At 53.9% G+C, this 18,179-nt stretch carries 17 protein-coding genes; 9 read left to right on the top strand and 8 right to left on the bottom strand.

The genetic code is table 11. The annotated features are described in order from the left end of the window. The first annotated feature begins 111 nt into the window (after window positions 1-111). The gene (locus J3P35_RS03700; protein ID WP_210463016.1) at window positions 112-591 is read left to right on the top strand and encodes a GNAT family N-acetyltransferase; all 480 of its coding nucleotides are present in this window, start codon (window positions 112-114) and stop codon (window positions 589-591) included. A gap of 83 nt (window positions 592-674) precedes the next feature. After that, window positions 675-1,250 (top strand): DUF4252 domain-containing protein, encoded by a 576-nt coding sequence (locus tag J3P35_RS03695; RefSeq protein WP_210463015.1) that lies wholly within the window; start codon window positions 675-677, stop codon window positions 1,248-1,250. Between the two features lie 162 nt (window positions 1,251-1,412). On the opposite strand, the gene J3P35_RS03690 is transcribed toward J3P35_RS03695, so the two are convergent. Beyond that, a complete protein-coding gene (locus J3P35_RS03690; protein WP_210463014.1) occupies window positions 1,413-4,325 on the bottom strand; it encodes a CHASE domain-containing protein in 2,913 nt (970 codons plus the stop codon). 124 nt (window positions 4,326-4,449) lie between these two features. Further along, window positions 4,450-5,799, bottom strand: coding sequence for an FAD-dependent oxidoreductase (locus tag J3P35_RS03685; RefSeq protein WP_210463013.1), 1,350 nt, complete (start codon window positions 5,797-5,799; stop codon window positions 4,450-4,452). A 106-nt stretch (window positions 5,800-5,905) separates the two neighbouring features. Here J3P35_RS03685 and J3P35_RS03680 point away from each other — a divergent pair, with 106 nt between their 5' ends. Next, entirely contained in the window at window positions 5,906-6,409 is a 504-nt protein-coding gene (locus J3P35_RS03680; RefSeq protein ID WP_210463012.1) for a methylated-DNA--[protein]-cysteine S-methyltransferase, read from the top strand. Window positions 6,410-6,482: 73 nt separating this feature from the next. Here J3P35_RS03680 and J3P35_RS03675 read toward each other — a convergent pair whose 3' ends face one another. From J3P35_RS03675 to J3P35_RS03660, 4 genes are all read right to left on the bottom strand, one after another. Next, a complete protein-coding gene (locus tag J3P35_RS03675) occupies window positions 6,483-7,109 on the bottom strand; it encodes an alpha-ketoglutarate-dependent dioxygenase AlkB family protein (protein WP_210463011.1) in 627 nt (208 codons plus the stop codon). A 20-nt stretch (window positions 7,110-7,129) separates the two neighbouring features. Further along, the gene (locus tag J3P35_RS03670) at window positions 7,130-8,440 is read right to left on the bottom strand and encodes a cation:proton antiporter (protein ID WP_210463010.1); all 1,311 of its coding nucleotides are present in this window, start codon (window positions 8,438-8,440) and stop codon (window positions 7,130-7,132) included. A gap of 439 nt (window positions 8,441-8,879) precedes the next feature. Then, the gene (gene kynU, locus J3P35_RS03665) at window positions 8,880-10,151 is read right to left on the bottom strand and encodes a kynureninase (protein ID WP_210463009.1); all 1,272 of its coding nucleotides are present in this window, start codon (window positions 10,149-10,151) and stop codon (window positions 8,880-8,882) included. Between the two features lie 85 nt (window positions 10,152-10,236). Then, window positions 10,237-11,292, bottom strand: coding sequence for an amidohydrolase family protein (locus J3P35_RS03660; protein WP_210463008.1), 1,056 nt, complete (start codon window positions 11,290-11,292; stop codon window positions 10,237-10,239). A gap of 217 nt (window positions 11,293-11,509) precedes the next feature. Between J3P35_RS03660 and J3P35_RS03655 the strand changes: the two genes are divergently transcribed. From J3P35_RS03655 to J3P35_RS03645, 3 genes are all read left to right on the top strand, one after another. Beyond that, a complete protein-coding gene (locus J3P35_RS03655; RefSeq protein ID WP_210463007.1) occupies window positions 11,510-11,893 on the top strand; it encodes a RidA family protein in 384 nt (127 codons plus the stop codon). 259 nt (window positions 11,894-12,152) lie between these two features. Beyond that, window positions 12,153-13,013, top strand: coding sequence for an SDR family oxidoreductase (locus tag J3P35_RS03650; protein ID WP_210463006.1), 861 nt, complete (start codon window positions 12,153-12,155; stop codon window positions 13,011-13,013). 65 nt (window positions 13,014-13,078) lie between these two features. After that, the gene (locus tag J3P35_RS03645) at window positions 13,079-13,798 is read left to right on the top strand and encodes a YebC/PmpR family DNA-binding transcriptional regulator (RefSeq protein ID WP_210463005.1); all 720 of its coding nucleotides are present in this window, start codon (window positions 13,079-13,081) and stop codon (window positions 13,796-13,798) included. A gap of 137 nt (window positions 13,799-13,935) precedes the next feature. Here J3P35_RS03645 and J3P35_RS03640 read toward each other — a convergent pair whose 3' ends face one another. Next, entirely contained in the window at window positions 13,936-14,577 is a 642-nt protein-coding gene (locus J3P35_RS03640) for a hypothetical protein (protein ID WP_210463004.1), read from the bottom strand. Between the two features lie 94 nt (window positions 14,578-14,671). Continuing rightward, window positions 14,672-15,199 (bottom strand): 3-hydroxyanthranilate 3,4-dioxygenase, encoded by a 528-nt coding sequence (locus J3P35_RS03635; protein ID WP_210463003.1) that lies wholly within the window; start codon window positions 15,197-15,199, stop codon window positions 14,672-14,674. Between the two features lie 166 nt (window positions 15,200-15,365). On the opposite strand from J3P35_RS03635, the gene J3P35_RS03630 reads away from it, so the two are divergent. The 3 genes from J3P35_RS03630 to J3P35_RS03620 are packed head-to-tail and all read left to right on the top strand — an operon-like array spanning window position 15,366 to window position 18,120. Next, a complete protein-coding gene (locus J3P35_RS03630) occupies window positions 15,366-16,154 on the top strand; it encodes an SDR family oxidoreductase (protein ID WP_210463002.1) in 789 nt (262 codons plus the stop codon). A gap of 26 nt (window positions 16,155-16,180) precedes the next feature. Beyond that, window positions 16,181-16,624 (top strand): hypothetical protein, encoded by a 444-nt coding sequence (locus J3P35_RS03625; protein WP_210463001.1) that lies wholly within the window; start codon window positions 16,181-16,183, stop codon window positions 16,622-16,624. A gap of 53 nt (window positions 16,625-16,677) precedes the next feature. After that, entirely contained in the window at window positions 16,678-18,120 is a 1,443-nt protein-coding gene (locus J3P35_RS03620; RefSeq protein WP_210463000.1) for an aldehyde dehydrogenase, read from the top strand. Window positions 18,121-18,179: the final 59 nt, after the last annotated feature.

Here is an 18,179-nt window from a genome sequence, read left to right as displayed (position 1 = left end):
TATCAACATTGATTTTATAATTTGCATTTTGTCAAGTTATTCTATAACTTAAATTTCATCACCGTCAGGTTCCATCCCTGAAACAGACAGCAAACCTATAACTAAGCTGCCATGCCTTTTTCTACTCCTTTACCCGAGGCCAACAAAAACGGCTTCTTCCTAAGTTTTGACAAAGATTTACTTCAGCTAGACGCTATCCACGGGTTTCTAAGCCAGGCCTATTGGTCTAAAGGCATTCCCAAACAGGTGGTGAAAAGAGCCATCGACCACTCCCTCTGCGTGGGCGTCTATTACGAGGGAAAACAAGCCGCTTTCGCCCGTCTGGTCACTGACTATACCACGTTCGCCTATCTCTGCGATGTCTTTGTGCTGGAGGAATACCGGGGCAACGGGCTTTCTAAATGGATGCTGAAGGCGTTCAGGGCGCACCCTGAGTTGCAGGGCCTCCGCCGCTGGATGCTGGCCACCGAGGATGCGCATGAGCTCTACACCCAGTTCGGGTTTGAGCCGCTGCCCCACCCAGAGCGGTTTATGCAACTGCACACCCCCAACATTTACCAGAAGCAAACGCAGAGAGCCGAGGAGGTATAAGCTTTCGGGGTTAGGTGGATGATAACGACAGCGAGCGTTTTTGCTCTCTTTTCCGTAAAAGAGGGCAAAAACTGAAATCGCATATGCATTATTCATCAGCTTATAATTTCAAAAAATCACTTGCAGCCAGGATTCTGCCCTTCTGGGTGCTGGCCGCTTTTTGTCTCCTGCAAGCCTGCAGCAGTACCAGCAAACTGCCGCCGGCGCAGTCTACGGCCGAGTTTTACCAGAAATACCGCAATGAAGCCGGCTTCAAAGGCACCACTGTGCCCGTAGGCTTGGTCTCTAAATACCTGGCGAAGGAAATCACCGATACTACCCTACGGGCGGCTTTGACCAACATCTCCTCGGTGCGCGTCCTGTCCTTTACGCCCACCAACAGAAAATCGCAGCGCTTGCTGCAGCAGGGCCTTACCCAGGAACTGGACCAGGTACTGCAACGGGACAACTACGCCGCCATTCCTTTGCTGGATGAGGCCCCGGGCACTTTGCAGTTCAGGATGAGGCAGTCTAATGAGCAGGTGCAGGAAATAGTGGGCTACCGCAAGTACGGCAACTCCTTCCTGATGCTCCAGGTTAACGGCCGCTTCACCCGTCAGCAGGTAGAGCAGATGCTGCAGAAAATAGACCCAGATCTGTTGATTCCACTGTTAGGCTGATTTCCTCAGACCTTTGATTTAAACCTTCTTTTAGGAAATCTGCCAGGATACGGCGTGGCTATGGCATCTGCAAATTGACAGACCCGGCAACAAAGAAAAGAGCATTGGAATAAAGGAATCTTCTCCTTCTTTCCGATGCTCTTTTTTTGGGTATCCTTTCTTTTAAACTTCCCTATCAGAAGTCAGGAGCGCGGGAGATGGGGTGATAGTCTCTTCGCGGAAGTAAACGGTAAAGGTGGTGCCTTTGCCCGGCTCACTTTCCACCTCAATGCGGCCGCCGTTGTTCTCAATGATCCGTTTCACAATGTACAACCCTATACCGGTGCCCTCTACGTGCGAGTGGAACCTACGGAACATGGTGAACAGCTTTTCCTGCTGGTCTTCCCTTATTCCCAGCCCGTTGTCTGCCACGCTCAGTACCACATACCCATCCTGCCGATAAGTATTGATGTTCACCGTGAGTTTGCGGGCCGGGTCGCGGTATTTGACAGCGTTAGACACCAGGTTGTAAAGGATGCTGCGCAGGTTTTTACGGGCATACCGCAGGTGTTTCACCTGGAAAGTGGTTTGCAACTGGCCCCCAGACGCTTGGATCATGGGCGCGATGTCTTCCTCCACCCCGGCCAGCACTTCGGCAAAAGAAAGCTCCTCTGCCTGCGAGTCCAGGTCTTTCTGCACCTTGGTGATCTCGGTGAGGTCATGGATGGTGCCTTTCAGTTTAGAGATGGAAGAGGCCACCATGTGCAGCAGCAGGTGCTCCTCGCTTTCCTCCTTGCCTTCCACGGTTTCCAGCAAGGCCGAGGTGAGACCTTCCAGGTTGGCCAGCGGCGACCGCAGGTCATGCGAGGCCGTGTACACGAAGTTATCCAGGTCATTGTTGATCCTGATCAGCTCCTGGTTTTTGAGGTTCAGCTCATCGTTGATGGTGGAGAGCTGCTCGCGGCTTCTCACCTGCTCTGTCACCTCCACCGCAAACGTGAGCACCGATTCCACTTCTCCGCGGCTGTTTTTGATGGGCTCGTAGACAATGTTGAAATACCCCACGTTCTGCCGGCCTTCCGGCGTATCACTGAAGTAAACCGGCACTTCCTGGCCCACAAACGGCTCACCGGTCTCCGCGATGTGCTTGATAACGGCCCTGAATTGTTCATGCTGAGACTCCGGCAGAGAATCTGTGGCTACTTCCCCTACTTTGGCCTTGCTGTCATATAGGTTACTCAGGTAAGAATTGACCAGGGTGTATCTCAGGTCTTTGGTGCGCACCAGCCCCACAATGGCCGGCACCTGCATGAAGATCTGCTGCAGCATATCGGCGCTCTGCTTCAGTTTCTTCTCCATTTTGATACGGTCACTGATGTCAATAGCCGAGCCGATATAACCCAGGAACTCCCCGCCCTCGGTGCTGAACCTTGGAATACCCATGGTCACCACCCCACGGTAGGCCTCATCGCGGCGGCGCAGGCGGTATTCCACCTTGAACTCATCTTTTGCCGCCAGTGCCTGCTGGTAAGTTTGGGACATGTATGGGCTGTCCTCTGGGTGAATAAATTGCAGCCAGCCCTTGCCCAGGTTGTCTTCAAATTTTGAGCCGGTGAACTTGAGCCATTGCCGGTTCACGTAGGTGCAGTTGTGGTGCTCATCGGTGATCCAGATCATTACCGGGGCGCTGTCTGCCATGTTACGGAAACGGGCCTCGCTCTCCAACAGGGCCTGCTGGGCTTTTTTCTCCTCCGTGACGTCGCGCACCTCCAGGATATGCCCTACCACCTGGCCGCCCTGCTTCACATAACGGGTAGAGCAAACCACCGGAATAGGGTTGCCGTCATGGCAGATAAAGGAATCCTCAAAGGTGAAAGACTTCTGGGATACCAGCTCGGGCGCCAGGTTCCTGGCCTCATGGTCGCGGTGCACTATTTCATACAAGGGTCGGCGCTTGAGTTCTGCCAGGTCATACCCCAGCAACTTCTCGGCAGATGGGTTCTGAAAGGTGCAGTAACCCCGGTCATCCAGCATGAACAAACCGGCGGTGGTATTCTTGGTGATCAGCTCGGTTAACTGGTTTGACTGCAGGTAACGCTGCAGCGACCAGATCACAAAGAAAATAAGCAAACTGATGATGCTGCCGCCTAACAAGATGAGGTCATGCTGGTCTATGCCCGAGGCCTCGGCAAAGGCTTTGTTCGCTTTGTAGCGCAGGGTCCAGATGCGGCCGGCAAACCTAATGGTGTCTGTGTCTGTCAGGAGGCTGTCATTACCGGCTGAAACGTCCAACTCAGTGGCGTTCCGGAAAAGGAGCGCCTCTTCTTTCATCTTTTTGCCGTCATAGATGGAAAGGCTGATGTTCTCCAGGGCGTCGCCCAGGGTGTTGGAGAAAAGGTCTCCGGCCCGGAAAGGCGCATAGACAAACCCCCGCAGCTTGTTTCTGCGCTCCATAAGGTCCACCGGGTCTTTGCCGCCATAGTAGACCGGCATGTAAATGAGTAGGCCAGGCTGCACATTTTTCCCGCTTTCCTGCACCAGGCGCACTTTACCGGTCATGGCCGGCCGGTTAGAATCACGGGCGGCTTCCATGGCTTCGCGGCGGGTAGGGTCATTGAACATGTCAAAGCCCAAAGCCCGATTGTTTGCCCTGTTCATGGGCTCAATGAAGATAATGGAAGAGTACTCAGTACGGGGTCCCTCGGGGTAAATCTTAAAGTTAGGGAATCCCTCGGCGCGTACGCGGTTTTCCAGGGTTGGCGCCTGCTCTGGCGTGGCCATGGCCGCAAACCCAATGCCCTGCACCCCGGGGTAGTTTCTCAGAATCTCCAGCGAGCTCAGATATCCCTGGAAATCGGCACGGGTAACGGTGTCTGAGGCCGCAAACAAACCGTTCACGCCCTTCAGGATCTGCAGGTAATAACCCATACGGCGCTCCAGCGTGGCTTTGATCTGCACCTTCTTGATCTCAAACTGCCGGGCATCCTCCGCCTCGTCATTAGATTTGGACACATAGTAGGCATACAAGGTGATTCCCAACACCAATACAAAGGACCCTATGGCCAGGTAATAATCTTTTAGACGGGAAAATATCATGTACAATCAGTTCGCATCACCTTCTCTTAATGTATAGAAGGTGTTTTTTGTTTGACAGGCAAAGACTTTTCTATGGTGTATTTAAGGGGCCTTTTCCAGAAAACAGACCGAAAACAAAGGAAAGCTAAGCCAGTTGCGCCTGCAGATACTCCTGCACCTCTGGTTTGTTGTAGTCTTCCTCTTTCTGGATATGTTCCATTAATACGCGCATGATCTCTTCCTGCCGCTGACCGTTGGCCAGTGCCTCGGCATACGGTAAATCCGGGGAAAAGGTAACCATGGAATACAAAGGCAGCCAAGAATCTGGGTATTGGGCCGTAATTTTAGCCTCTATTTTCTTCTGGAGCAAAAAACGCGGATCGGCGACTTTGTCCCGCATCTCAATAAAGTTATAGACAGCCAGATCGGCGATGGCATCTGTGTTGGGCTTGCGCACGTCCTGGAACGTCTGGAAAATGGTTTCCCAATCGTCTTGGTGCTGCTCCAGCAGGCCGCGCAGCACGGTGCAGTCTTCAAACCCGGCGTTCATGCCCTGCCCATAGAACGGCACGATGGCGTGGGCGGCATCGCCTAGCAGCAGGATCTTGCCGCTGTGGCGCCAGGGCAGGCATTTGATGGTAACCAGCGACCCGATGGGGTTCTCGAAGAATTCCTGCGCCAGATCAGGCATGAGGGCAGTGGCATCGGGGAAAACTTCCTGGAAGAAGCTTGTCAGTTGTTCCGGGGTCTGCAGTGATTTAAAGGAGGGATCGCCCTCGTAGGGGAAAAACATGGTGCAGGTAAAGGAACCGTCCACGTTAGGCAGCGCAATCATCATGTACTGCCCGCGGGGCCAGATGTGCAGGGCGTTTTTCTCCAGTTGCCAGCCCCCATCAGCCGCAGGCGGAATGGTGAGTTCTTTGTAGCCGTAGTCCAGGTAACTTTGCTCGTAGTTGAACCGGTCTGTTTTCTGCAGAGACAACCGTACCATGGAATAGGCACCATCGGCGGCGAAAATCACGTCTGGCGAAATGTGGTGCTCCTGCCCCGAGACCGTGTCCAGCATTGTTACTTTATTGGTGGCCACTTCCACCTCCATGACCTGTTGCTGGAAGTGCAGCGAGATAGTGGGCTCCGCCTCGGCGAGGTCCAGCAGCGCCTGGTTCAAGCCGCCCCGGGAAACCGAGTAGATGGCCTGTCCCTCCTGCCCGTATGGCTGAAAAGAGAGGTTCCCGTTCTTGTCATGCATGACGCGCTGGTACATGGGGATGGCCACCTTGCGGATATCCTCGGCGATGCCGATGGTTTCCAATGCTCGCCAGCCGCGGTCACTCAGGGCCAGGTTGATGGAGCGCCCACCACCGATATCGGTGCGGCGCAGGTCTGGCCGCCGTTCATACACATCCACCCGGTATCCTTGTTTGGCAAGATACAAAGACAGCAGGCAGCCTACCAGGCCCCCGCCCATGACGCTGAGTTGGGTGGTTTTCTCCATCAATTTTGGTTACGTGTGGTCTCCTGCGCAGAAACTGGCCCTGAAAAGGTGCTTTCTACGGAAAGAAGAGGTAAACTTAGGTTAAATTTTGTAAACAAGCCTTGCCATGTCTGCCCCTTCGCCGCTCTTTGTGCTCCATGTTTCTTCGCCGGTAGGCACCATTCAGCTTACCTCTACGGAAAATCAGCTGTTTAGGGCTTGCTTTCTGGAAAACGGCCCCGAAACGGACAGCCCGGTTATACCCACCTGCCTAAAGGAGGCCGCCACGCAACTGGAAGAATATTTCGCGGGCAAGCGCCACACCTTTGACCTGCCGCTGTATACCCAGGGCACTCCCTTTCAGCAACAGGTCTGGCAAGCGCTCCAACAAATCCCGATGGGCAAAACCGATCATTACCTGGGCCTGGCCAAACGCATGGGCAACGCCGGTGCCGTTCGGGCGGTGGGCGTAGCCAACGGCGCAAACCCCTGGATGATTCTGGTGCCCTGCCACCGCGTAATAGGCGCGCAAGGCCAACTCACCGGTTACGCCGGCGGTCTCTGGCGCAAACAATGGCTCCTGGACCACGAAGCCAAAATGACCGGCACTTATCAGACGGCTCTCTTTTGAATGAGAGAATGAATGATTGAGTGATTGAGAAAATGTACTTTTTTATCATTCACTCATCCTCTCATTCACTCAATCACTCATTAGAGTAAATAAACCTGAACGTGAGATTGATTCTGGGCTGCAGGGGTTTGGTGGTTTTGGGGAGCTGGTGGTGCCAGAAGTGTTGGGTAGGGCCGGCCATCAACAGCAGACTGCCGGAGGGTAAGATCAGTTGGTGTTTAAGGTCTTTCTGTTGGCGGTGCCGGAAGGAGAAGGTGCGCTCCTGGCCCAGGCTGATGGAGGCGATGATGGGGTTCTTTCCCAGTTCGGGTTCGTCATCGGCGTGCCAGCCCATGCTGTCCTGCCCGTGGCGGTAAAGGTTCATCAACACGCTGTTGAAAGCGGCGCCCGTGGTTTTTTCCAGGTCTTTTCTTAAATCTGATAGTTCTGGCAGCCAGGGCAACGGCTCCCAGGTGAGGCCCGAGTAGGTGTAGGCTTTGCCGGCATCGGCGTACCAGGCGGTGAGACGGGGTTGGTCTACCTGCTTGCCAAACATCCTGATCTTCTCCTGCCGCCAGGCCGCTTCCTGCGTCAGCGCCTGTTGCAAGTCTGGTTGTTTTTCCGGAGAAATGAAATCTGGAAGAAGGTAAACCTCGGCATGGGGCAAGGGCAACCTACAGGCGGCAAATTGCTGCTGAAATTCTGGGGAGAGGTGCGGCATGCAGGAAAGATACACCTAAATTATTCTTGGGGCTTATCAACGGACTCACCTTTGCGGTCATCTGAAGCCTCAAGGGCTGCTTTGTCGGGGTCAATAAAATCGCTAGGGGTCCGGACTTTGTCCAGGTAGCGCATGATGGGGGTGGCCAGTATGCCGTGCAGGAAGACCGAGAGCAGGATAGTGAAACCCGCCACCGCCCAGATTTCCTCAGGGTTCGCGAAATCGGCTTTGCCCAGCGCGAAGGCCAGGTAGAAAACCGATCCGATGCCCCTGATCCCGAAAAAGCTGATGGCCCACTTTTCCCTTGTTTTCACCGGAACACCCCATAAACCGATGTATCCGGCCAGGGGCCGAATCACCAGCAGAAACCCGATGCTCACCAGCGCGCCCTGCCAGGTAAGCGCATCCAACAGGCCCCGACTGATACTGCCGCCCAGCAAAATGAGCACGATCACCACCAGGATCCGTTCAATCTGATCGGTGAAATCATGCATTTCCCGGTGGTAATTATTGTCTTCCTCGAAGTGCTTAAGGGTTAGCCCAGTTATAAACACCGCAATGAACCCGTAGCCGTGCACCATCTCGGTAAGGCCGTAGACCAGCAACGTAGTGGAGATGGCCACAAAACCGTCCTTGGTCTCAGGAAAGCGGCTTTTCTTAGGAAGTTTGAACAGTAGAAACGTCAAGAGTTTGCCCAGTAAGTAGCCTGTTCCCACGCCCACCACAATGCGGTACAGCAGGTCATAGGAAAGCCAGTCCACAAGCCAGGCTTCGGGCGCCAGCCCGTGCAAAGCCAACGTGATGGCCAGCCAGGTGAACGGGAAAGCCATGCCGTCGTTAAGGCCGGCCTCGGCGGTGAGCGCGAACCTGGTAGCGTCTTCCACCTCATCACTGGGCGGGCCCACCTGCACATCAGAGGCCAGCACGGGGTCGGTGGGCGCCAAAGCCGCGGCCAGCAGTACCGCCGAGGCCACCGAAAATCCCAGGAACTGCCAGGCCAACCAGGCCAGGCTACCTATGCACAAAAGCATGGTCCAGCTCACCAGCCGCAGCGGTACCTGCCATTTGAACAAAGAGAACCGCCGGTTGATCTTGATGCCCGTGCCCATGAGCGTGATGATGACGCACAGCTCAGAGAGACGCAGCGCAAAATCATTCTTGCGCAGAGGATCTGGCTCTGGCAACCCGATGGGCAGTTTGTAGAGCAGGAAACCCACGCAGACAAACAGCATGGCGTAGGAAACAGGCACTTCCTTGAACCAGGTGGGCAACCAGGCCATGGCCAGCGCGGCAACGCCAACCACCACAAAAGAAATCAGGTAAATGTCCATGGGCCGCTTCGGTTTCTGGCAGGTTGGATCCTGCTCCTCGTATAAATACTTACTTCATACGGAAACGAAGCGCATGTTTCTACCCTATTTTCTGAAAAAGCGCAAAAAAACGTGCGACCGCCAGCTCCGCCAAGTCCTTATATGTCAGAAACTATCCATAAAAGAAAAGTGCCTTCCCGCAGGCTTTTGCGTTTAGAGGCCGTTTTGCGACAACTACCTATAAAACAAACAGCCTGAGGAAAGGCACGTGGAAGATGCGGATTGGTTGGCTCTTTAATCCATTGTCATCTCTTCCTGCCGTTGAAAATCAACCTACCCCTCCCAGGAGGGAATACCAAATACTGTAACAATAAAGGCTAAGACTTTCCCAAACATTCTATTGGGAAAGCCCCTCCTTAGAACGGTAGGGTGGGTAAAGGACCGCTAATTGCAAAGAGCTCTATTTCCTGAAGTGTGCCGCCAGAAACTGCCCGAACCGGAACACATCTTCAAAGGTGTTGTAGAGCGGCGTAGGCGCTACCCGGATGACGTTGGGCTCGCGCCAGTCCAGGATAAAGCCGTTGGCCATTAAGGTCTCAAACAGCGCACGGCCGTTCTGGTGCACCAGCAATGACAACTGGCAACCCCTCGCCGAGGGTTCTTTGGGAGTGATGACCTCCAGGGCTTCTTTGGGTTGCTGCAGTTCCTCTATCAGGAATTCAAGGTAACCGGTGAGCTTCTCGCTTTTGGAGCGCAGGTTTTGCATGCCGGCCTGGTCAAACATCTCTAGGGAGGCTTTGTGCACCGCCATAGGTAGAATCTGGCTGTTGGAGACTTGCCAGCCTTCGGCGCCCGGCATAGGAATAAAACCTTTCTTCATCTGGAAGCGCACACTCTGGTCATGGCCCCACCAACCGGCAAACCGCGGCAGGTCTGGGTTCTTGGCGTGGCGCTCGTGCACAAACACCCCTGAGGTTCCGCCCGGGCCCGAGTTCAGGTATTTATAGGTACACCACACGGCAAAGTCCACGTTCCAGCCATGCAGTTGCAGCGGCACGTTTCCGGCGGCATGGGCCAGGTCAAAGCCGCAAATAGCACCCGCAGCATGGGCCTCGCGGCTGATGGCCGCCATGTCAAACACCTGCCCGGTGTAGTAGTTCACCCCGCCCATCATCACCAGCGCTATCTCGCTGCCTTTCTCCCGGATGACCGCCAAGATGTCTTCGGTGCGCAGGGTATGCTCGCCGGCTCTGGGCGCAACTTCAATAATGGCTTCATCTGGATTAAACCCGTGGAATTTCACCTGGCTCTCCAGCGCATACTGGTCCGAAGGAAAAGCTCCGGCCTCAGTCAATATTTTGTAGCGCTGGCCTTGCGGCCGATAGAAAGACACCAGCAAGAGGTGCAGGTTCACGGTGAGTTGGTTCATGACCACCACTTCCTGCGGGGAGGCGCCCACCAGCCGGGCGGTTGGTTCGGCCAAGGCCGCGTGGTAGGTAAACCAAGGCGTATCACTGGTGAAATGCCCTTCCACGCCTAGCTCGGCCCACTTGGTCATTTCTTCCTCCAAAGCGGCCCGGGCGGCTTTGGGCTGCAAACCCAAAGAGTTGCCGCAGAGATAGACCGTGTCTTCCCCGTTGAACTTTGGAATATGAAACTGGTCTCTGTACGATCTGAGCGGGTCTGCCTGGTCAAGCGATTGGGCAAAGGCAAGGGTATTTTGAAAAGACATGAAATGCGAATACGTTGAAGAACAAATTTAAGAAGAAGCCGGTGCAAACCGCCCCATCGCGGTTACTTTCTACACCAACAGAAAATCAGGGGGTTTGTTTGCTTTGGGCCAGCTTCTGCACCAGGAAACGCTCTTTCTCCAGGTCCAGCCATTGCAGGGCCGCGCCCCCCAATAGCAGTTCTTTCACCTCCGCAGAATAAGACATTGACTCAATGAGTTTGCCCGGCTCCTGCTCACCCAGCGGGAAAGGATAATCGCTGCCCAGAGCCACTCTATCCGCCCCAAATTGCTTCACCACAAAATCCAGGGTATTGGGGCAGTGCACCAGCGAGTCAATCCAGAACTTGCCCACGTAATTTTCCGGGGCCACTGGGTTATCCACGGCGCAAAGATCGGGGCGTACGTCAAAACCGTGCTGGATTCGGCCTAAGGTGAAGGGGAAAGAGCCTCCGCCGTGGGCGAAAGCCAGCCTGAGGTTAGGCAACCGTTCCAGCACGCCCCCGAAGATAAGCGAACAGATGGCGCGGGAGGTCTCGGCGGGCATGCTCACGAGCCAAGGCAGCCAATACTTGCGCATCTTCTTCTCGCCCATCATGTCCCAGGGGTGCACGAACACAGCGGCGCCCAGATCGGCGGCGGCCTCAAAAATGGGAAACAGCGAGGCATCGTCCAGGTTAATGTCGTTCACGTTGGAGCCTATCTGCACACCGGCCAAACCAAGCTCCTTCACGCAGCGCTCCAGTTCTTTGATGGCCAGATCGGTGTCCTGCATGGGCAGGGTGCCCAGGCCCACAAACCGGGTTGGGTACCGGGCGACTACGCCGGCAATGTGGTCGTTGAGGATTTTGGAGAGATCCCAGGTGTGCTCGGGCTTGGCCCAATAGCTGAACATGACCGGCACCGTGCTCAAAACCTGCACGTGCACGCCATGCTGGTCGCACTCGCGCATGCGGGCGGCAGGATCCCAGCTGTTTTCCTGGATCTCGCGGAAGAACCGGTCGTCCAGCATCATGCGGGCGCAGCAGGGTTTGTGGTGCTCCAGCCTGATGAAACCGCCATAGCCGTACCGCTCCCGCAGATCGGGCCAACGCTCCGGCAGAATATGGGTGTGGATGTCTATTTTAAGCGGCTGGTAGGACATGGCTGGCAGAACAAACAAAAAGGAACTGTTGCTCAACTTACGAAATCTCTTTCACATAGTCTCGGCTCCCGTTACGCAGGCTTTGTTTTCACCCTGTTTTTGGCAAAACAAGCCCCAAACGCATCGCAAATTATTTCCGGCAAATACAACATTCACTGGCACAAGTGCGGCAGGTTAGATAAACTTACGGCATCCTTTCACTTAACTAAATACGCACATGGCACGTCAATTATTCTCCTCAGGGGCGCCCTGGGAAAGCAGCGTGGCTTACTCGCGAGCCGTACGGGTGGGCCCCTTGATTGAAGTCGCCGGCACCACCGCCGTAGAGAACGGGCAGGTCATTGGTCTTGATGATATGTACGCCCAAACGGTTTACATTCTGCAGAAGATTGAACGGGTCTTGCAGGAAGCCGGTGCCTCGCTCCAGGATGTGGTACGCACGCGCATGTTTGTGACCGATATTAGCCGGTGGGAAGAGGTGGGCCGCGCGCACGGCGAGTTTTTCAAGGACATCAGGCCGGTCACCAGCATGGTGGAGGTCAAAGCCCTCATTGACCCGGCGCTGCTGGTGGAAATCGAAGCTACTGCCTACATTGGCTAAGGCGTTTTCCAGCCGTTTTCAGAAAATCAGCCCTGAAACAGGTTTGTTTTTTCGCTCAGGTTTACGGTTTACTATAGGCAGTTTTTCCATCCTTCACCTATGGCTTGGCCTAGGTATTTAGCGAACCATCCATCGCCAAGAGACTGCTAAGCTTGTTGCCAAAATTCATTTTTGGACTAGCTTCTTTTGCAATAAATTCAAAAGATAGCTAGTTTAGAGGACAAGAGTACATTCCCCCACCTCTTTACACGCCCTGTCTATGCAAACAGTCCTTGTTTTAGGAAGCACCGGAAGCCTAGGTTCCAGTATCCTGGAAGTGCTGAAACAGCAGCCATACAAGGTCCGCGCCACCGCCCGCACGCCCCTGAAGGCCGAGCAACTGCAACCCTCGGTAGACGAAGTGATCATCTGCGACCCCACTGATCCTGAAACCCTTTCGCCAGCGATGGTGCAGGGCGTGGATTTCATTATCTCGGCGCTGGGCAAGAGCCTAAGCCTCTCAGACAGCAGCCGCACCTCCTTCCACGAGGTGGATTTCCAAGGCAACCTGAATGTGCTGCAGCTGGCGCAGGCCCACGGACGATTGCAGAAATTCATCTACGTGGGTGCCTTCAGCGGCGAGAAGCACCCGCACGTAGCCTACTTCAGGGCGCACGAAGACTTCGCCCAAGCGCTGCAGCAAAGCGGCATTGCCTCTACCATCATTAAACCGCCGGCGCTCTTCTCGGCTTTCCTGGATCTGCTGCCCATGGCCCGCAAGGGACGCCTGGCCTCCATTGGCGACGGCGAGCGCATCACCAACCCCATCCATGAGCAGGAAGTGGCCGAGGCCTGTGTGCAGGCGCTCACCTCGCCGGAGAAAGTGATAGAACTGGGAGGTCCTGTTACCTATTCGCGTCTGGAGCTGGTGCAACTGGTGGGCAAGGCCGTGGGGAAGGGAAACAAGGCCATTCCTAAGGTGCCGTACTGGGTGGTGAACTCGTTTCTGCCCATGGTGCGGCTGGTGAACCGATCGCTCTACGAGAAGGCCGCCTTCTTTGTGGAAGTCACTAAAAGAGACTGCGTGGCCCCTATCAAAGGCAAGCTGAAGCTGGAAGATTATTTAGCCGAACATGTGTAGCAACCCGCTTGGGCTATCCGCCGTTTTTCCCGATATTTGTCTGTACTTTGTTTTAGACTAACCGCATGGGAAGAGCATTTGAGTTCCGGAAAGCCCGGAAGATGAAACGCTGGGACATGATGTCCAAGCAGTTCACCCGCATAGGGAAAGAGATTGTGATGGCCGTGAAATCCGGCGGACCCGACCCAGACACCAACGCTCGTCTGCGGGTGTGCATCCAGAACGCCAAAGGGGTGAACATGCCCAAAGACCGCGTGGAAGCCGCCATTAAACGGGCCCAAGGCAAAGAAGAAAGCGATTACTCAGAAGTGGTATATGAGGGCTACGGTCCGCACGGCGTGGCCGTTCTGGTAGAAACCGCCACCGACAACGTGAACCGCACCGTGGCCAACGTGCGCATGCACTTCAACCGCACCGGCGGTGAGCTGGGCCGCACCGGCCAATTCGATTTCATCTTCGAACGCAAAGGCGTGTTCCATTTGAACGCTGAAGGCCTGGACATGGAAGAACTGGAACTGGATTTGATTGACTTCGGGCTGGAGAGCATTGACAAAGACGAAGAGGAAAACGAGATCATCATCCAAACCTCTTTCGGAGACTTCGGGGCCATGCAGAAAGCCCTGGAAGAGCGCGGCATTCACGTGAAAACCTCTGAGTTGCAGCGCTATCCTACCGTTCTCAAAGAACTTTCCCCGGAGCAGCAGGAAGACATGGAAAAACTCATAGACCGTCTGGAAGAAGACGATGACGTACAGGCCGTGTACCACAACATGAAAGAAGAATAATCTGTTTACAGGCTGATTTCTGAAAATCGGCGCTGAAACGGCAGTTATAGCAAAGGCCCGCTTTCTCTGGAGAAGGCGGGCCTTTGTGTTGTCAGGTAGTTCATTTAGCAATATCCTAGTAGAGTCATGTAATGATATTATTGTTTTTGTTTTAATTCTAGGGTCTTAGCAGCCATTGAATCAATGACTACACTTATGTTCCTTAATCCAGGAAGAGGAATTTTTATCGGTTGATTTTCTTTCGACTCTATTAGAATCCTGTATTCTTCTTGAAACTTAAAAGCCAGATCTTTATGATGTAAAGTCAAATCTCCATTATAAGTTTTGGGATCATAATATATTACTGGCCTCCTTTTATATTCATAGCCACACTTTACTATTGATTCATCAAGAATCTTAAAAAAGGCTAAGCAATCAAAAATGAGCAACATTTTATTACCCATCTCTAAAGCTTTGTCACTTACATTTGATAAAACACCATTAAGATCAATGTCAATTGTAAAAAGTGAACAACAACTGACCGTAGAATCATCAGGGTGTTCCATATATTGGCCGCTGAAATTAGACAAAGCCTCACTCAGTTCTATTTCTACATCTCCTTTTTTAATTAGAAGATTTTTTAATTGTAAGTTCTTAGTATTTAATTCTCTTGGATCTAATCTTCCAGTTATATCCTTGGAATCACTTCTGAAATATTTTAAACTGTTAAAATATAGATATTCATTCTCGTACATATCGTTTATGTACTTTTCGTCCTGAATTTTTCCAAGAAGCATCATAAGGTATAAATTAAGACTAAGGCCCCACAGTTCGCTCACAAGATCCTTTCAGGATGACAAAAGAGGTTGAAGTCTCTATTACTTTATTGACCACTTACTGCACCGGAGCCGGTTTGGCCAACACCTCGCCGCAGTTTGAGCAGGTCCGTTTCTCCTCAGATTCCCAGAAGGCGTTCATCACCACGGGCAACTGCCCCACGATGTCCGATACCGGGATAAACTCCTCGTAAAGTTTGGTGTTGCAGTTCTCACAGTACCACTGGAAACCGTCCATCTCGCTTTCGTTGCGGTAGCGTTCCATTACGAGGCCCACGGTGTTGGGGCCTCGGCGCGGGGAGTGCGGCACGTTGGGCGGCAGCAGGAAAATATCGCCCTCGTTGATGTGGATGTCTTTGAACTCGCCGTTGTCAATGACCTTGAGCACGATATCGCCTTCCAGCTGGAAGAAGAACTCCTCGCCGTTGTTGATGTGGTAATCCTTCCGCGAGTTGGGTCCGCCTACCACCATCACAATAAAGTCTTTGTTGTCTTTGTACACCTGTTGGTTGCCCACCGGCGGCTTAAGCAGGTGGCGGTGTTCTTCTATCCATTTCTTGAAGTTGAAGGCAGATTGTAAGGCCATGGCATTAGTGTTTGGGTAAATAATGCGTCTTAGGTTCATGCCCCAGACTGCTCCAAGGTACGAAACCTGCCGCATAAAAGATAGACGCCGCTTTGAAGCCAATTTCTAAAAAGCGGCCTTAAAACACCCGTTCCGCTGCTCCATAATAATCTGTACATTTACCTCTATGGATTTAAATTTACAGCACAAGCACGCCGTGGTCTGCGGCAGTACGCAAGGAATTGGTAAAGCGGTAGCGCTGGAGTTGGCGCTCATGGGTGCCACGGTCACGCTGGTGGCCCGAAACGAGGAACGCCTGCAGGAAACCCTCAAAGAACTTTCCACCGAGGCCGGACAAGAGCACCAGTACGTGGTAGCAGATTTGGGACGGCCGCGGGAGGTGCAGGAGCGTTTAGGGGCTCATTTAGCAAAACTAGGGCAAGCGCATATTTTGGTGAACAACACCGGCGGACCGGCGGGCGGACCGGCTTTGGATGCGGCATTGGAGGAGTTTGAGAATGCCTTCGCGGCACACCTGTTATCTAACCATGTGCTGGTACAGGCGGTAGTGCCGTACATGCAGGAGGCGAAGTACGGCCGCATCATCAACATTATCTCTACCTCAGTGAAGCAGCCTATCAAAGGTTTAGGCGTGTCTAACACCATTAGGGGCGCCGTGGCCAATTGGGCGAAGACGCTCTCCTTTGAGCTCGCGCCCTTTGGCATTACCGTGAACAACGTGCTTCCCGGGGCCACGCTTACCGCTCGCCATCACTCGCTCATTGAAACCCGCATGCAGAAAACCGGCCTCCGAAGAGAAGAGATCGAGAAGGAAATGCTGGCGGGCATTCCGGCTAACCGCTTTGCGGAGCCTGCTGAGATAGCCGCCGCCGCTGCGTTTCTGGCCTCGCCTGCTGCGGGCTACATCAACGGCATCAACGTGCCCGTAGACGGCGGACGGTTAGGCAACCTGTAACCCAAACAAACGAAGATTTCTCCCCCATGTCTGCGAAACAAAAGAGACTCAACTTCTACTTAAGCCTGTACCAGGCCGTTGGGTTTTCGCTCACCTCTATCGTATTAACCATTCTTCTACTAAAAGAAGGAGGAATGGCGGTATTGCTTATCTTCTTCATGGCACTACTGTTTCTGCCGTTTCTGTTGCTGTCCATTTCAGAGTTACTTAAGCCTTTGCTCGGGAACCAGAACCTCAAGCTGTGCATCTACCTGGCGCTGGGTTTCCTGGTGATCCCCGCTTTGGCGCTGCCCTTCTTCTTTGAGTTGGGCGGGCTCCTGATCTCAGTGTTCTGCCTGAGCTTCGCCGGAATGGTATGGTTTCTGAAAGACTGGCACCATAAACTGTTAGCCATAAATGTATTGGGCGGCCTGGTCCTTTCAGCGATTCTGGTGTACCTCGTTTGGAGTGTAACCAACTATATGAACTGAGCTCTGCCTTAGAGACCATCCCGTTCCTGCGCTTTTAAATAACCAAAAGCTGTATGCTACACCTCCAGAACTACATCAACGGCACCTTCGTCGCTCCTGTCTCGGAGGCATACCTGCCCAACATCAACCCGGCCACCGGCGAGGTGTACTCGCAGATCCCGGATTCTGATGAACGCGATGTACAGGCAGCGGTAGAGGCGGCGCAGGCGGCATTCCCAGCCTGGTCTTCGCTTCCTGCCGAGAAACGGGGCCGTTTTCTCATAAAGCTCTCCGAACTGATTGACCAGAACCTGGAGCGCCTGGCTGAGGCCGAGACCACCGACAACGGCAAACCTTTGACGCTCTCCAGAACCGTAGACATCCCCAGGGCTAGCAGCAATATGTACTTCTTCGGGACGGGCGTGCAGCATTTCGCCTCCGAGGCCCACACCATGGAAGGCGTGGCCGTGAACTACACCGTGCGCAAACCATTGGGTGTGGTGGCCTGCATTTCCCCGTGGAACCTTCCGCTTTACCTGTTCACCTGGAAGATCGCCCCGGCCCTGGCTGCCGGAAACTGCGTAGTAGCCAAACCTTCAGAGATTACGCCGTACACGGCTTTCCTGCTGGCGGAGCTTTGCCTGGAGGCAGGCCTGCCCGCGGGCGTGTTGAACATCGTGCACGGCACGGGCCCCAAAGTAGGCGCGGCCATGTGCGAACATCCTGAGGTCAAAGCCATCTCGTTCACTGGCGGCACCCAAACCGGCAAAACCATCGCCCGCACGGCAGCCCCGATGTTCAAGAAGCTCTCCCTGGAACTGGGTGGCAAGAACGCTACCGTCATCTTCGCGGATTGCGACTTTGAGCGCACTGTGAACACCGCCGTACAGGCCGCTTTCTCCAACCAGGGGCAGATTTGCCTCTGCGGCTCGCGCATTCTGGTGGAGCGTCCGCTGTATGACCGTTTCAAGGCCGCTTTTCTGGAAAAGGTCAAAAACCTGACCATAGGCGACCCTATGAAAGAAGGCTCCAGAATGGGGGCCCTAGTTTCGGAGTCGCATTTGCAGAAAGTGCAGCAATACATCGCCCTAGCTAAAGAAGAAGGCGGCACCCTGCTACTCGGCGGAGAACGGGTGCATCCGGAGGGTCGCTGCGCGAACGGCTATTTCCTGCAGCCCACCGTCTTTGAGAACCTTCCCCACACCTGCCGCACCAACACCGAGGAAATCTTCGGGCCGGTGGTCACCCTCCTGCCGTTTGACTCTGAGGAAGAGGCGCTCACCTACGCCAACTACACGCAATACGGCTTAGCCGCTTCCGTCTGGACCCAGGACCTTACCCGCGCCCACCGAGTAGCGCACCAACTGCAAGCGGGCATCGTGTGGGTGAACACGTGGCTCTTGCGGGATCTGCGAACTCCGTTTGGCGGTATGAAACAGAGCGGTGTGGGCCGGGAAGGCGGCTGGGAGGCGCTGCGCTTCTTCACCGATCCGCAGAACGTGTGCATTAAAATTTAATGAATGATTGAGTGATTGAGAGATTGAATGAATAATTAGTGATGGAGTGAATACAAAAG

Source organism: Rufibacter roseolus (assembly GCF_017916365.1).
Lineage (GTDB): Bacteria > Bacteroidota > Bacteroidia > Cytophagales > Hymenobacteraceae > Nibribacter > Nibribacter roseolus.
This window is presented reverse-complemented; position numbering and strand designations above follow the sequence as displayed.

Coding starts and splice junctions, on each gene's coding strand:
- J3P35_RS03695 (WP_210463015.1), top strand. CDS start 675: ATGCATTATTCATCAGCTTATAATTTCAAAAAATCACTTGCAGCCAGG.
- J3P35_RS03675 (WP_210463011.1), bottom strand. CDS start 7,109: ATGCCGCACCTCTCCCCAGAATTTCAGCAGCAATTTGCCGCCTGTAGG.
- J3P35_RS03685 (WP_210463013.1), bottom strand. CDS start 5,799: ATGGAGAAAACCACCCAACTCAGCGTCATGGGCGGGGGCCTGGTAGGC.
- J3P35_RS03655 (WP_210463007.1), top strand. CDS start 11,510: ATGGCACGTCAATTATTCTCCTCAGGGGCGCCCTGGGAAAGCAGCGTG.
- J3P35_RS03690 (WP_210463014.1), bottom strand. CDS start 4,325: ATGATATTTTCCCGTCTAAAAGATTATTACCTGGCCATAGGGTCCTTT.
- J3P35_RS03660 (WP_210463008.1), bottom strand. CDS start 11,292: ATGTCCTACCAGCCGCTTAAAATAGACATCCACACCCATATTCTGCCG.
- J3P35_RS03625 (WP_210463001.1), top strand. CDS start 16,181: ATGTCTGCGAAACAAAAGAGACTCAACTTCTACTTAAGCCTGTACCAG.
- J3P35_RS03620 (WP_210463000.1), top strand. CDS start 16,678: ATGCTACACCTCCAGAACTACATCAACGGCACCTTCGTCGCTCCTGTC.
- J3P35_RS03650 (WP_210463006.1), top strand. CDS start 12,153: ATGCAAACAGTCCTTGTTTTAGGAAGCACCGGAAGCCTAGGTTCCAGT.
- J3P35_RS03680 (WP_210463012.1), top strand. CDS start 5,906: ATGTCTGCCCCTTCGCCGCTCTTTGTGCTCCATGTTTCTTCGCCGGTA.
- J3P35_RS03670 (WP_210463010.1), bottom strand. CDS start 8,440: ATGGACATTTACCTGATTTCTTTTGTGGTGGTTGGCGTTGCCGCGCTG.
- J3P35_RS03630 (WP_210463002.1), top strand. CDS start 15,366: ATGGATTTAAATTTACAGCACAAGCACGCCGTGGTCTGCGGCAGTACG.
- J3P35_RS03645 (WP_210463005.1), top strand. CDS start 13,079: ATGGGAAGAGCATTTGAGTTCCGGAAAGCCCGGAAGATGAAACGCTGG.
- J3P35_RS03635 (WP_210463003.1), bottom strand. CDS start 15,199: ATGGCCTTACAATCTGCCTTCAACTTCAAGAAATGGATAGAAGAACAC.
- kynU (WP_210463009.1), bottom strand. CDS start 10,151: ATGTCTTTTCAAAATACCCTTGCCTTTGCCCAATCGCTTGACCAGGCA.
- J3P35_RS03700 (WP_210463016.1), top strand. CDS start 112: ATGCCTTTTTCTACTCCTTTACCCGAGGCCAACAAAAACGGCTTCTTC.
- J3P35_RS03640 (WP_210463004.1), bottom strand. CDS start 14,577: ATGATGCTTCTTGGAAAAATTCAGGACGAAAAGTACATAAACGATATG.